This is a genomic window from Iodobacter fluviatilis (genome assembly GCF_004194535.1).
Taxonomy (GTDB): Bacteria; Pseudomonadota; Gammaproteobacteria; order Burkholderiales; family Chitinibacteraceae; genus Iodobacter; species Iodobacter fluviatilis_A.
In genome coordinates, this window is the sequence record NZ_CP025781.1 from 1,757,471 (window position 1) to 1,771,246 (window position 13,776).

A 13,776-nucleotide genomic window follows, 5' to 3' on the forward strand; every position below is an offset into this window, starting at 1 on the left:
AATAGGTAATGCAAAATCTACCTAAACTAGAGCAAATATTGGCTCAGCAGATTACACCAGCTACTTACCTTGGGCAAAGCGCCATATTTCTGGCAACCATGGTTCAAAATCTACAAATGCATGATTGCCACCTTCAATAATCGTTTGACGACAACCTGAATAAAAATCGACTCCGGCCTGATAATCTAAAACTTCATCACCCGTTTGTGTCAACAACCAATACCGCTCAAGCTTTGAGGGCTGCCGCTCAAAAGCCTGTAATTGCTCTGCAAAACAGGGATCTATCATATGAATTTCGCCTGTTTGGTAGTTTTTCTGCGGCCCTAAATAATCATTAATTTTCAAATAAGGGTGCACCGCAGGATTAATCAAAACAACACGGCAGCCAAAGGTTTCTGCCGCCCAAGTGGCAAAAAAACCACCGAGCGAGCTACCCACAACACAAATATCTTCGTGTGCCAGCTTAAAAAACAAGCCATGCAACAAAACGCCCGCTTCATTAGGATGCATGGGGAGTTGAGGGCAATGAAAATAATGCTGTAAGCCCTGTTGCTCCATCCACGCAGCCATGTCTTTTGCTTTTTGCGACAAGGGGCTGGATAAGAAGCCATGTAGATAAATGATGTGTGGGTGATGAATAAGCATGGTGCTAGGCTCTATTGATATTTATTTTCCGGTAAAACCGGTACGATTTTCACAATGAATCAAGCTCTTATGAGTAATGCACCGCTGCTTACACAAACAAATTGCAATGCAAAATCATCCAAAAATTAAACCAAGGCGATGTTACAAAATAAATCAAAAACCTAAACCCGTAATAACGTGGAGCCTTGGGTATTGCGTAGCGCTAAATCTTGGTGTGCCTTAGCTGCATCTTTTAGAGCATAACTCTGACCAATTACAGGTTTTACAAAACCACGGCTGACAGCATGGAAATAATCCGCAGCGGTTGCCACCAACTCAGCCCTAGTTAAGGTGTAATGTCCCAGTGTAGGACGTGTAAAGAAAAGCGAACCTTTTTGTGCCAATATAGCAGGCTCAAATGCTGGAACTGGGCCAGATGCGTTGCCAAAGCTAACCATCATGCCGCGTGGTGCTAAGCAATCTAGCGATCCTTCAAAAGTATCCGCACCTACTCCGTCATACACTACCGCCACACCTTTGCCAGCAGTAATTTCACGTACCCGTTCTACAAAGTTGCTGGTTTTATAATTAATGACATGATCACAATACTGGCTGGCAATCGCCGCTTTTTCATCGCTACCCACCGTGCCAATCACAATAGCGCCTAACTCACGGGCCCATTGACAGGCAATTTGCCCAACACCACCGGCTGCGGCATGGAATAAAATTACCTGCCCAACGTGCACTCGGAAAGTGCGCTTCAGTAAATACTGCGCCGTCATTCCGCGCAATAAAGTACCCGCAGCAATCTCATCGCTAATCTTTGCGGGTACCAAGACCAGTTTATCCGCAGGCATTAAGCGGTAAGAGGCATAAGCACCCACGGCACCGCCCGCATAAGCCACTCTATCCCCAAGCTTAAACTCTGTAACACCCTCACCCAACGCCTCAACTACCCCACAAGCTTCTACTCCCAAACCTGAAGGCATCGCTAGCGGATACAAACCTGATCTATGATAGGTATCAATATAATTCACGCCAATCGCAGTTTGCTGTAATAAAACCTCCCCCTTCTGCGGCTCTGCCAAAGCATGTGTTTCAAACTGCATTACACTGCTATTTCCATGGCTATGGATACGGATCATCTGAGTTTGCATCTTTATTTCCCTTGTATAGCGCCATAAGCTGACAAAAATATCCAGCTAGTAGAAAAAAAATCAAAGGACAACAATAACGTTATTGCAAGCTGGCTGCACCGGAATTAATAGTAGCAAGTGAATCACAGACTAATACCACGGTTTCGCGTGGTAAAATTGCCGCCTTTGTAGCCGCATTATTTAGCCATCCAAGGTATAAGCCCATGACCCGCCCCTTGAGTCTTCAAGCACAACTTAAAAACCAACTCACGCAGCGCATTCTGATTCTGGATGGCGGCATGGGAACGATGATTCAGGCCTACGATCTGCAAGAGATCGATTATCGTGGGGCGCGTTTTGCTGATTGGGCTTGTGATGTAAAGGGTAATAACGATTTGCTGGTGCTGAGCCAGCCACAGATCATCACTGAAATCCATCAGGCTTATCTGGATGCAGGCGCAGATATTATCGAGACCAATAGCTTTAACGGCACCTCGATTGCCATGGCCGATTACGAGATGGAAAGCCTGGTTTGGGAGCTGAATTTTTCCGCTGCCAAGCTGGTTAAAGAGTTATGCGTGGCGCAAACCGCCAAAACACCCAATAAGCCGCGCTACTGTGCCGGTGTTTTAGGGCCAACCAACCGCACCTGCTCAATCAGCCCAGATGTAAACGACCCGGGCTATCGCAATGTCACCTTTGATGCGCTGGTTGAAAGCTACTTAGAAGCCATCGATGGCCTAGTGAAAGGCGGCGCGGATATTCTGCTGGTTGAAACGATTTTCGACACGCTAAACGCCAAAGCTGCGGTGTTCGCAATCAAACAATATTTCCGCAGAAACAATATTGCCAAAGACGATCAGCTGCCAGTGATGGTTTCCGGCACGATTACCGACCAATCTGGCCGCACCTTAACTGGCCAGACCACCGAAGCGTTCTACAACAGCCTGCGCCACTCAGACGCCATCAGCTATGGGCTGAACTGTGCGCTGGGGCCAGATTTGCTACGCCAGTATGTAGAAGAGCTCAGCCGTATTTCCGAAGGCTTTGTCTCCGTCCACGCCAATGCGGGCTTGCCCAATGCCTTTGGCGGCTACGACTTAGACCCAGCAATGATGGCCGAATCGATCAAAGAATGGGCCGAGTCAGGCCTAATCAATATCGTCGGCGGCTGTTGCGGCACCACTCCGGCGCATATCGCCGCCATGTATGCGGCCGTCAAAGATCTGCCACCGCGCGCCTTGCCAGAGATCGAGGCCAAGTGCCGTCTCTCTGGCCTTGAGCCATTTAATATCGGCGATAGCGATTTATTTGTGAACGTGGGTGAGCGCACCAACGTTACCGGCTCCAAAGCCTTTGCTCGGCTAATTTTAAATGGCGATTATCCACAGGCCTTGGTGGTAGCGCGGCAGCAGGTAGAAAACGGCGCGCAAGTCATCGACATTAATATGGACGAGGGCATGCTGGATGCCCATAAAGCCATGGTCACCTTCTTGAACCTGATTGCTGCCGAGCCGGATATTTCGCGCGTGCCGATTATGATCGACTCGTCCAAATGGGATGTGATCGAAGCCGGTTTGAAGTGCGTGCAGGGCAAGTGCATTGTTAATTCGATCTCGATGAAAGAAGGCGTAGAAGCCTTTAAACACCACGCACGTCTGGTCAAAGACTACGGTGCAGCGGTGATTGTGATGGCCTTTGATGAGGTTGGTCAGGCCGACACCTATGCCCGCAAAGTAGAAATCTGCGAAAAGAGCTACCGCATTCTGGTTGATGAAGTGGGCATGGATCCGGCCGATATTATTTTCGACCCAAATATTTTTGCCGTCGCCACCGGCATTGAAGAGCACGCCCGCTACGGCCTCGACTTTATCGAAGCCACCGGCTGGATTCATCAAAATCTGCCGCACGCCAAGGTCAGCGGCGGCGTATCCAATGTGTCGTTCTCCTTCCGTGGCAACAATAAAGTACGCGAAGCCATCCACGCCGTCTTTCTCTATCACGCCATTAAAAAAGGCATGACGATGGGGATTGTGAACGCGGGGGCGCTAGAAGTTTACGAAGAAGTGCCGCGTGAGTTGCGCGATATTATTGAAGACGTAGTGCGAATGTTGCCCGCCGGAACCAGCGCTGGAGCGCCACTCACCGAGGGCAATTTGGATGTTACCGAACGCCTGATCGAAATTGCCGAGCGCTTTAAAGGCGACGCAAATCAAGCCAAGGGCGAGGATTTAAGCTGGCGCAATGGCACGCTGCAAGAGCGCATTACCCACGCGCTGGTGCGCGGCAATACCACCTTTATTCTGGAAGATGCCGAAGAAGCACGCCTAGTCGTAGAGCGCCCGATTCATGTGATTGAAGGCGTGCTCATGAACGGTATGAACCATGTGGGTGATTTATTTGGATCGGGCCAGATGTTTCTGCCTCAAGTGGTAAAGTCCGCCCGCGTAATGAAAGCCGCCGTCGCCCATCTGGAGCCCTTTATCGAAGCCGAAAAAATCGCCATGGGCCTGCAAGACGCACCCGCCAAAGGCAATATTGTGATGGCCACGGTAAAAGGCGATGTGCACGATATCGGCAAAAATATTGTCGGCGTGGTGCTCCGCTGCAATAACTACAAGGTCACCGACCTTGGCGTGATGGTGCCCGCGCAAAAAATCCTCGATACCGCAAGGGAAATCGGCGCAGATATGATAGGCCTGTCCGGCCTGATTACCCCAAGCCTAGAAGAAATGAGCCATGTGGCCAAAGAAATGCAGCGCCAGGGCTTTGATATTCCGCTGCTGATTGGCGGAGCCACCACATCCAAAGTGCACACCGCCGTTAAAATCGAGCCGGGCTACGCCAATGGCCCCGTGGTTTATGTGCCGGATGCCAGCCGCGCGGTAGGCGTGTGCTCCAATTTATTAAGCGACGAGCTAAAGCCTGCCTTTATGGAAAAGCTACGCGCCGAATACCAAAATATCCGCACCATTCATGAGAACAAAGGCAAGAGCAAACTACTGCCGATCGCCACCGCCCGCGCCAATAAATTTGAAATAGACTGGGCCAGCTACACCCCACCCAAACCCAAGCAGCTGGGCATGATGCGCTTTGAAAAAGTGCCGTTGCAAGACATCGCCCCCTATATCGACTGGAGCCCTTTCTTTAACGCTTGGGAGCTGGCCGGTAAATACCCACGCATCCTGACCGACGAAGTGGTTGGCGAAGCCGCCACCGCCCTATTTGCCGACGCCCAAGTGCTGCTGGCACAAATGATAGAAGGCGAGTGGGTGCAAGCCAATGGCGTGATCGGCCTCTTCCCAGCGAACAGCGTGGAGGACGATATTGAAATCTACCATCCAGAAAATGGCGAGCGGCTGATGACTTGGCACAATCTGCGCCAGCAAAACGCCAAGGCTGCTGGTAAGCCTAACTGGTGCCTAGCTGACTTTATTGCACCAAAAGACAGCGGCGTAACTGACTATATCGGCGCGTTTGCCGTAACGGGCGGGCTGAATATTGACCAGCATGTAGAGCGCTTTGAGCTCGCGAACGACGATTACAACGCCATTATGGTGAAAGCCTTAGCCGATCGCTTTGCCGAAGGCTTTGCCGAATATATGCACGAAAAAATCCGCAAAGAGCTATGGGGCTATATGCCGGATGAAAACCTGCATGTGGATGATTTAACCGATGAAAAATACCAAGGCATCCGCCCCGCCCCCGGCTACCCCGCCTGCCCAGATCACACGCCAAAAACCGGCTTGTTTAAGCTGATCGACCCGGGCAGCATCGGCATGAGCCTCACGACCGGCTACGCCATGCTGCCTACCGCAGCAGTGAGTGGCTTCTACTTCAGCCACCCGCAAGCGCAATACTTTGCCGTGGGCAAGATCGAGAAGGATCAGGTAGAGAGCTATGCGACACGACGTGGGATAACGATTGAGCAAGCCGAGCGCGATTTAGCGCCTAATTTGGGATATAACGCCTGATTTTGTGGGCTAAACCAACCTTAGAACGTAAAGTGGAATCCACCTAACTCTGGCATAAAATGCTACGAAAATGGCGGGTTTCACGCGCCCTACGATGATTCAACACTTGCAAGCCTATCGCCATCCTATGGCAAAAATCCAACTTGATAACTAAAGAGCCCTGTTTTACCTTAGTCACGTGCCAACACCCCCCCTCACCAGCCTCGGACTCCCCATGCTCAACTCACATCGTTTTTTAGATAGCGAAATCGAAAGTCTGACTCGGCTAATGAGCCAGCGGCGGGATATTCGTCAGTTTAAAACTGGGCCGCTGCCAGAAGGGCTGATGCCGCGCTTAATTGAAGCGGCACAAATGGCTCCTTCGGTGGGCTTTATGCAGCCATGGCGCTTTCTGCATATCACCGACGACGCATTGCGTGGGCAGGTACACGCCTTGGTCGATGCCGAGCGTGAGCGTACCTCGGCGGCGCTGCCTAGCCGCCAGCAAGAATTTATGAAGCTCAAAGTAGATGGCTTGGCAGAATGCGCCGAGGTATTGGTGGTGGCGTTAATGGATGGGCGTGAGAAACATATCTTTGGCCGCCGCACCCTGCCCGAAATGGATTTAGCCTCAGCATCCTGCGCCATTCAGAATATGTGGCTACTGGCGCGTGCCGAAGGCATAGGGATGGGCTGGGTATCGATCTTTGAGCCTAGCGATCTCGCCAAGTTATTAAAGATGCCAGAGGGCGCAAAGCCGATTGCCATTCTTTGCCTAGGGCAAGTCGAAACCTTCCCCGAAAAACCCACGCTAGAGCGCTTAGGCTGGGGCAGCCGCTTGGAGCAGGAGCAAATCTTCTTTGAAAATAGCTGGCCGGAAGGGGATCACAGCACGCCGATTAGCTATTAGGCTTTGTTTGAAGATGTTCCACATTACAGAACAGCAAGAAGCCAGCAGTACGGCTGGATCCCCGACAAGTACACTCGGGGATGACGCTTCAAACCTCAAAGTAACTCATATTTAGGCATAAAAAAAGCCGCTTTTCAGCGGCTATTTTTATGCTCTTGGCAGGGGAAGAAGGATTCGAACCTTCGCATGTCGGAATCAAAATCCGATGCCTTAACCAACTTGGCGACTCCCCTAAAGAGAGCGGCATAGTACATGAAGGATTTCTATTTGGGAAGGGGTAAACCACAATTTGTAAGCACGAAGTAGAAAAACCTTGCTGCTTACGCATTTTAGCCTGTGCTAACTCATCATATTCAGTCATTTTTAGCCCTAAATGCACAATAACGTACTTTGGCATAGCCAAAGCGAATCTTTAAATCGCGAAATACATGTTCAACTTTCGCACGGCGGCTCGCTAATTCATGCTCAACATTAAGCAGTAAATCAATCAATGGACGCGCAGTGATGCCTGGTGTGTGTTTTATTTTTTTTAATTGTCCGGGCCGTTTAGCAATGGCAAACTGTTTTAGTTGTGTTGCTTGAATTTCTTCTCGTTTATCAATACCAAGATAGCCTGCATCACCCTGTAAACAGGTTTCTTCGCCTTGCAATAAATGAACCACTTCATTGATATCCGACACATTTCCAGACGTAAATACAATAGAATGGGTGAGCCCAGTTTCACTATCAACGCCAATATGAACTTTGCCACCAAAGTGCCACATATTGCCTTTTTTACTGGAGTGCATATCAGGATCGCGCGCACTGAGCTTGTTTTTTGTAGGTGTAGGCGCAGTAATTAAACTGGCATCAACAATGGTCCCCGTCTTTAAAAACAACCCTCTTGCCGATAAGGTTTCATTGATTTTTACAAATAAAGCGGCAGCCAATTCGTGCTTTTCTAGTAGATGGCTAAATCGCAAAATGGTGGTTTCATCTGGAACTTCATCCAGTCCAATTCCTGCAAAATGGCGCAGCGAATCGACTTCATAAAGCGCATCTCCCATTCCAGGGTCGGAATAATTATAAACAATTTGCGCAATATGAATTTTCAACATAACAGCAAGGCTAATGGATTGGCGACCTTTGCCATTCATTTTTTGGTAGTGGGGATGAGTTAATTCGAGCAATTCATTCCAAGGAAGAAGTTGATCTAAGTGATTTAAAAATCGCTCACGGCGGGTTTGTTTTTTCTTTAAGCTCTGCATCTGAAAAACTCATCTGACCAGATTTTTTCATCACGATCCTTCGTTTTAAGCTGTGGTTATTATAGGCGCTGGATTAAAGCAGAGGTTCCTTAAGGCATTTAATTGATATTCCAGAGCAAATCGAAATTCAATTAAAAGACGTGGTCCTTGCAAAACCCAGCGTAGATCGATACTTGGGGTAAAATCACCTTTTGCCTGCTTGACGATCATGACGCCGCTGCCTTCGCCCTGTATTAGCCAATGTAAATTAGATGCCGAACAAAACTGTATTGGCTGCCGCCGCAGCTTGGATGAAATTCGCCTCTGGCCTAAGGCCAGCGAAGCCGAGAAAAAACAAATCTGGCAACGGCTGCTTGCCTTACCCATGCTTGAAAAACGTAAGCAATGCCAAAACTGCCGCACAGAATTTAGCTGTGGCAGCGGCGGCAAGCAAGGCTGTTGGTGCATGGATTTCCCTCCGGTTTTATCCATCACCACTGCCACGGGCGATTGTTATTGCCCAAGCTGCCTTACTGCGGTGATTGCAGAGCGTGAGCTCGCTCAGAGCAAATAATCCAGCACCTGCAGCTCATCAGAACAATAGCGACAGCGGCTGGCGACGGCGGCCAATTTACCTTGGCCTGCATCTAAATCATATAAATGCCATAGTGCACTTTGCCCTTCACAAGCCGTTATCGCCCGCATCCGCTGCGCCTGCCCTAGCGGCAGCACCACTTGCGACATCGGCAAGCTTAATCCACGGCCCAAAGCCTTCAGCACCGCCTCTTTACGCACCCACAGCCTAAGCGCTTGCTCAGGGCTTAAAGGCTGCTGCATCCGCTTTAGCTCAGCTGGGCTCCAGCATTGGCTAAACCAGCTCACATCGCAGTCTTTACTATTTAACTCAATATCCACGCCTAGCGGCACATTGGGCTGCAATGCAATCAGTGCATAGCCTTGACTGTGGCTGAGAGAAAACTGCGGGCCTTGCCGCAGCCAAGGCTTGCCCCAAGGATTTTGCTGATATTGGATATCGCTTGGCGAGCACGCCAGCTCGCTGGCTAAGATGCCGCGTAAAGCCGTATGTGCTGCAGCATAACGATGTGCATCTTTACGCAAACGCTGCCAGCGATTGGTTTCTTCTTGATCTAGCCAAGCCAAACGGCTGGGGTGAAGATGAGCCGGATCATCCAGCTGCACTCGCCAAACTTTTAACATGCGCTTTTAAACTCCGAGTGTAGCGCCACCGTCTACGCATAAATTATGCATCGTGATTTGGCGGGCAGCAGCTGATAGCAAAAACAATACCGGCGCTACAATATCATCAACATCGGCAATTCGGCCTAGCGGAATCCCCGTGCGATAGCCTGCTAAAGAGCCTGCAATTACTTTTTGCTTATCGCTATCATCTTGCCAAAGCTGGCGCTGCATCGCCGTATCGGTGGAGCCTGGCGACACAATATTGCAGCGTATGCCATATTCTGCCAGCTCCAGAGCTAAGCACTTACTAAAGTGATTTAGCGCGGCTTTAGAAGCAGCGTAGGCAGCCATTTGCAAACGCGGCACTTCAGCGGCATTAGAGCCCACCGTGACGATCGCGCCACGCTTGCGTGGGATCATCCTTTTGGCCACGGCTCTGGCTAAATAAAACGGCCCATGCGTATTGATGGCAAAGGTGCTTTCCCAATCTTCATCGCTTAAATCGCAAATACTGCCCATACGCAAAACACCTGCGGCGTTCACCAGATAATCAATCGGCCCCAGCTCCGCCTCAATCTGCTCCACCACCGCCGCAAGTTGGCTGCTACTACGCATATCCACAGCGTATGGCTGAACCTGTAGACCGGCAGCTTGGTATTCCAGCGCTAAAGCGGCTAGCTTTGCTTGCTGAATATCCAACGCGGCCACCACCGCCCCTTGCTCGCTTAAGCTTTTAACAATCGCAGCCCCAATACCCTGTGCTGCCCCAGTAACGATGGCAACCTTGCCGCGAAATTCCTGATTTTGCATAAAGCTTATTCCTTGTTGCTTATGGAAGATTGCAGCCGCTTGGCTAACTCCCTGCCGATAACAGCAATGGGTGCAGGATCACTCATGCCAAAGTGATTGCAATCGATATCTACACAATCAAACTGGCCCTGCACATAGGGATGCCAAGAGGCTGGCTGCGGGGCATCGTCTGGATTTTGCCCAGCATGAAACAGCAGCAAATCACCGCGATAGCTGGATGTTTGGCTGCGGCGAAATAGCTGCATGCCATGCAAAGCAGACTCTGCCAAACGCTCTAATGCGCTGCGCCCTAAAGTAGCGAGGGGGCTGCCAGGGCGGAGCAAACGTTGATAAATAGCCTCTTGGCTCAGCGATAAGCCTTGGCTATCGGCATCCACTTCACCATTCACACTCAGCACCGTGACTAAAGCATCGTGCATGGTGGGTAAAGGCCGCTGCTGCCAAGCGGCAACAGGGTAACTATCCATCAGGGCCAATAGCTCTACTTGCTCACCTGCTGCTTGTAATTGCACCGCCATGGCTTGTGCCAATCCACCACCTAAAGACCATCCCAAAAGACGATAAGGGCCGGTGGCTTGTTGTTGGCGAACCCGCTGCACGTATTCACTCACCATGGCATCAAAGCTGCTGGGCAGACTGGTTTCAATGCCGGTGGCTTGCAAGCCGTAAATAGCGCTATCCGGCAAATAGCGCGCTAATCCCAGATAGCACCAAGACAACCCTTCGGCTGGATGTAGGCAAAACAGCGCAGGTAGGCTGCCGCGCTGAATCGTCAGCAAAGGGGAAAAAGCGTGATCCTCCGCCGCAGCCGGAGGGCGATGTGCCGCAGGCGCGTTCAAGGCTTTGGCCAAGGCGTGCACGGTATTATGGTTAAACAAGGCAGAGACGGTGATATCGCGCTGTAACTCACGCCCCAGCTGGCCTGCTACCTGAATCGCTTGCAGCGATTTACCACCCAACTCAAAAAAATTGCTATGGATATTGGCAGGCATTACCCCTAGCACCTGATACCACACTTGCATGATTTTTTGTTCCAGCAAGCTAGCCTCAGGCATCAGCGGCGCGGCGCGCTCGCTAAGCAGGCAGGCGAGTTGCTTGCGATCGATTTTGCCATTTACATTACGCGGTAAGTGATCCACAAAAAACCAATGATCTGGGATGGCGGCCATAGGCAAAATATCCACCAATTGGCTGTGTAGCTCTGCCTGCAAGCCATCATGCGTAACCGTTGCAACAAGATATGCAGCTAAACCACCACGCTCTACCCCCACCACCGCCACTTCGCGTATTGCTGGGTGGCTAAGGATGGCGTTTTCAATGTCAGCCGGATCAATACGCAAGCCGCTTATTTTTAACTCATGATCGAGCCGCCCCAAGAAATAGAGTTGGCCATTTTGTAAGCAAGCCCTATCCCCCGTACGGTAAGCACGCAGCTGGCCCAGCAAGCTATTTAATTGAATAAAGCGACTCGCACTCAACGCTTGCTGATTGCTATAACCCAGCGCCAAGGCATCGCCACAAATTAATAACTCGCCAGGCTGGCCTGCTGCCACAGGGTATAAAGACTCATCCACGATTACCACTGTCACCCCTGCACGCGGCAAGCCAATAGGCAGACGATCGCTCCCATCCCATACCGCAGCCTGGCCACTCAGCACGGCACTGGTTGCGATAATCGAGGCCTCAGTAGGGCCATAACTATTGAGCAAAACACTCTCGGTGAGCAAGGCTTGCCAACGGCCTGCCCGCTCCGGCTGCGCAGCTTCACCACCAATAATGGTTAGCCTTAGCCCCGCTAGCTGAGCCGCCATTGGCGCGGTCAGGGCATGGGCTAATTCATGCCAAAAAGCAGTCGGTAAATCGAGTACGCTGATTTGCAGCTGCTCAATATTGCTCACAAAAGTGGCCATGGAATCCAGCATGGCCTCATTACGCAGCACTAAAGTTGCGCCGTAGCAAAGGGCGAGGAAAATCTCTTCAATACTTGCATCAAAATGCAGAGGGGCAAATTGCAAGATGCGCTCGTTGGCGCTGATTTGATAAAGCTGGCCAGCGCTGGCCACAAAATGCGCCAATGCACCATGCCCAAGCAATACGCCATTCGGCTTGCCGGTCGAGCCCGAGGTATAGAGCAAATAAGCCGGCTGCTCTGCCTGCATTAGGCAAGGCGGCGGCAGGTTTACTGGAGAATCGCTAGGCAAATCCAAATACAAGACGGCGTGCTTGCCTACCTTATCTGCCCAGCACTGCAAGCTTAGGATAAGCCGTGGTTTGGCATCATCCAGCACCATCGTCAAACGGCTGCTTGGCCCTTGTGGATCGAGCGGCACATAGCAAGCCCCAGCCCATAAGGTCGCCAGAATCGCAATAATGGCTTGCGGGCTGCGCGGCAGCAAAATCACCACTCGCTCTTCTGCTTGCAAACCCTCTAGCTGCAAGCGCGCCGCCAGCGTTTGCACTTTGGCCAGCAATTGCTGATAGCTGATCTGCACGCCTTCATGCTCTAGCGCAATCGCCTGTGGCCTACTGATCGCTTGATCCATGATGCGTTGCATCACTGGGCTAGCCGCTTGTTCCAAAACGGGGCCATGCAGCACCGATAAAGGTGGCAAATCTTGCAGCAAGGAGGCCATGCCACTTTGTGCCGGATGCGCCGCTAGGCTAAATAGCCACTGCTGTAAATCTTCATGCAATTGGGCCAGCTTGGCCGCTGGATAGGCATTCGGGTTCGCCTCCAAGCTCAGCCGCCATTGAGCATTGAGCACCGAAACGCTGATATTTAAATCTTTAACCGGCCCCGCGCTAATAGGATGAATCAGGCTAGTTAAGCCAGCAAATGGCGCGTGCCGATCGAAAGGCATCAGATTTACAGCCTGGTTAAATAGATGCTTTTGCACATCCATCAGCCCTAAATCTTGGCGAATCCAGCCATAGCGATAAGCTAAATGCGGACGAATGGCCCGCATGCTATCGGCAACTTGCTTACTCAGCGTTTGCATATCTTGGTCTGGATCGATAGAAATGCTAAACGGCACAATATTCATCGCCATGCACGGCACGCCCAAAGCTGGCGTACCTAAGCGATTCATCACTGGTAAGCCAAAAGTGAGCTGCCGCTGTCCAGATTGCTTAGCTAACCAGCAGCCAATCGCCGCCAGCATCCAGCTTCCCCAATCTTGCCCACACTGGCCTGCCGCCAGCTCAAACACGCCAATCTGAGCAGGGCTTAGGAGTTGGCTGTGGCGAATCACTTCATCAGAAAACTCTTGAGCGGCAGCCAGCGTAGAGGCGCTGGGCGCATGGGCTAAATGCTGCAGCCAAAACTGCTTGCTGGTTTGAAACTTATCGGCTTTTTGATAGTTTTGCTCTGCCAAGATAATTTTATCTAGCGACCAATCCGCCAGCGCGGGCAATGGCTGGTTTTGTATACGAGCGCTATAACGTGCGGCCACGGCCTGAACCAATAGGCTATAGCCAAAGCCATCCAAGGCAATATGATGCACTTGCAAATACCATAGATGCTGCTGATCTGCTGTTTGCAATAAGGCTGTTTGATAAAGCGGATCACACGTTGGATTGCAGAGCGTGGCTAAGGAGCGCTGCATCCATTGCTGCGCTGCAGCCTGTGGATTGGGCTGATCGCGTAAATCATAAACCTGCAGCGGTGCCTCACTCGGCATTTGTGGCAGCTGCCAGAGCTGCTCGCCCTCTAATTGAAACCGCATATGCAGCGATTTAGCGTTGTTTAACACCTCAATTACGCTCTGGCTAAAGGCGCTAACATCTAGCTCACCATTTAGTTCTATGGCTTCGGCCGTTAGGTAAGCGGGGCTATCTGGCACCATTTGCTGCCCCATCCATATTCCATACTGGGCAGCACTAAGCGGCAAACGGGGGGAGATTTGATTCATGGGAGG

At 51.0% G+C, this 13,776-nt stretch carries 10 protein-coding genes and 1 tRNA gene; 3 read left to right on the plus strand and 8 right to left on the minus strand.

Translation table 11 applies throughout. The annotated features are described in order from the left end of the window. Positions 1-60: 60 nt before the first annotated feature. From C1H71_RS07850 to C1H71_RS21380, 3 genes are all read right to left on the minus strand, one after another. The gene (locus C1H71_RS07850; RefSeq protein ID WP_130106054.1) at positions 61-645 is read right to left on the minus strand and encodes a YqiA/YcfP family alpha/beta fold hydrolase; all 585 of its coding nucleotides are present in this window, start codon (positions 643-645) and stop codon (positions 61-63) included. 161 nt (positions 646-806) lie between these two features. Next, positions 807-1,781, minus strand: coding sequence for a quinone oxidoreductase family protein (locus C1H71_RS07855; protein ID WP_223146013.1), 975 nt, complete (start codon positions 1,779-1,781; stop codon positions 807-809). Between the two features lie 79 nt (positions 1,782-1,860). Further along, positions 1,861-1,986 (minus strand): hypothetical protein, encoded by a 126-nt coding sequence (locus C1H71_RS21380; protein WP_262488414.1) that lies wholly within the window; start codon positions 1,984-1,986, stop codon positions 1,861-1,863. On the opposite strand from C1H71_RS21380, the gene metH reads away from it, so the two are divergent. Together metH and bluB are read left to right on the plus strand one after the other, a co-directional pair. Beyond that, positions 1,985-5,734: a methionine synthase gene (gene metH / locus C1H71_RS07860; protein WP_130106055.1), complete on the plus strand. Its 3,750-nt coding sequence runs from the start codon at positions 1,985-1,987 to the stop codon at positions 5,732-5,734. The two genes, C1H71_RS21380 and metH, sit on opposite strands and share 2 nt — an antisense overlap. 214 nt (positions 5,735-5,948) lie before the next feature. Continuing rightward, the gene (gene bluB / locus C1H71_RS07865; protein WP_130106056.1) at positions 5,949-6,623 is read left to right on the plus strand and encodes a 5,6-dimethylbenzimidazole synthase; all 675 of its coding nucleotides are present in this window, start codon (positions 5,949-5,951) and stop codon (positions 6,621-6,623) included. 156 nt (positions 6,624-6,779) lie between these two features. Here the strand turns inward: bluB and C1H71_RS07870 are convergent. Both C1H71_RS07870 and C1H71_RS07875 read right to left on the minus strand, forming a co-directional pair. Beyond that, positions 6,780-6,856: transfer RNA gene (locus tag C1H71_RS07870), tRNA-Gln, on the minus strand. Positions 6,857-6,976: 120 nt separating this feature from the next. Next, positions 6,977-7,870: an IS5 family transposase gene (locus tag C1H71_RS07875; RefSeq protein ID WP_130106057.1), complete on the minus strand. Its 894-nt coding sequence runs from the start codon at positions 7,868-7,870 to the stop codon at positions 6,977-6,979. Between the two features lie 208 nt (positions 7,871-8,078). Between C1H71_RS07875 and C1H71_RS07880 the strand changes: the two genes are divergently transcribed. Then, positions 8,079-8,423, plus strand: coding sequence for a DUF1289 domain-containing protein (locus C1H71_RS07880; RefSeq protein ID WP_130106058.1), 345 nt, complete (start codon positions 8,079-8,081; stop codon positions 8,421-8,423). Here the strand turns inward: C1H71_RS07880 and C1H71_RS07885 are convergent. Genes C1H71_RS07885 through C1H71_RS07895 form a run of 3 tightly spaced genes read right to left on the minus strand, consistent with a single transcriptional unit; the run spans position 8,411 to position 13,770 of the window. Then, positions 8,411-9,067, minus strand: coding sequence for a 4'-phosphopantetheinyl transferase family protein (locus tag C1H71_RS07885; protein WP_130106059.1), 657 nt, complete (start codon positions 9,065-9,067; stop codon positions 8,411-8,413). The two genes, C1H71_RS07880 and C1H71_RS07885, sit on opposite strands and share 13 nt — an antisense overlap. A 6-nt stretch (positions 9,068-9,073) precedes the next feature. Then, on the minus strand, positions 9,074-9,859 hold the full coding sequence (locus C1H71_RS07890) for a 2,3-dihydro-2,3-dihydroxybenzoate dehydrogenase (protein WP_130106060.1): 786 nt from the start codon (positions 9,857-9,859) through the stop codon (positions 9,074-9,076). 5 nt (positions 9,860-9,864) lie between these two features. Further along, a complete protein-coding gene (locus C1H71_RS07895) occupies positions 9,865-13,770 on the minus strand; it encodes a non-ribosomal peptide synthetase (protein ID WP_130106061.1) in 3,906 nt (1,301 codons plus the stop codon). Positions 13,771-13,776: the final 6 nt, after the last annotated feature.

What these genes read in the sequence shown, in the direction of transcription:
- metH (WP_130106055.1), top strand. Translation starts at nt 1,985, where the DNA reads ATGACCCGCCCCTTGAGTCTTCAAGCACAACTTAAAAACCAACTCACG.
- C1H71_RS21380 (WP_262488414.1), bottom strand. Translation starts at nt 1,986, where the DNA reads ATGGGCTTATACCTTGGATGGCTAAATAATGCGGCTACAAAGGCGGCA.
- C1H71_RS07880 (WP_130106058.1), top strand. Translation starts at nt 8,079, where the DNA reads ATGACGCCGCTGCCTTCGCCCTGTATTAGCCAATGTAAATTAGATGCC.
- C1H71_RS07890 (WP_130106060.1), bottom strand. Translation starts at nt 9,859, where the DNA reads ATGCAAAATCAGGAATTTCGCGGCAAGGTTGCCATCGTTACTGGGGCA.
- C1H71_RS07885 (WP_130106059.1), bottom strand. Translation starts at nt 9,067, where the DNA reads ATGTTAAAAGTTTGGCGAGTGCAGCTGGATGATCCGGCTCATCTTCAC.
- C1H71_RS07855 (WP_223146013.1), bottom strand. Translation starts at nt 1,781, where the DNA reads ATGCAAACTCAGATGATCCGTATCCATAGCCATGGAAATAGCAGTGTA.
- C1H71_RS07895 (WP_130106061.1), bottom strand. Translation starts at nt 13,770, where the DNA reads ATGAATCAAATCTCCCCCCGTTTGCCGCTTAGTGCTGCCCAGTATGGA.
- C1H71_RS07875 (WP_130106057.1), bottom strand. Translation starts at nt 7,870, where the DNA reads ATGCAGAGCTTAAAGAAAAAACAAACCCGCCGTGAGCGATTTTTAAAT.
- bluB (WP_130106056.1), top strand. Translation starts at nt 5,949, where the DNA reads ATGCTCAACTCACATCGTTTTTTAGATAGCGAAATCGAAAGTCTGACT.
- C1H71_RS07850 (WP_130106054.1), bottom strand. Translation starts at nt 645, where the DNA reads ATGCTTATTCATCACCCACACATCATTTATCTACATGGCTTCTTATCC.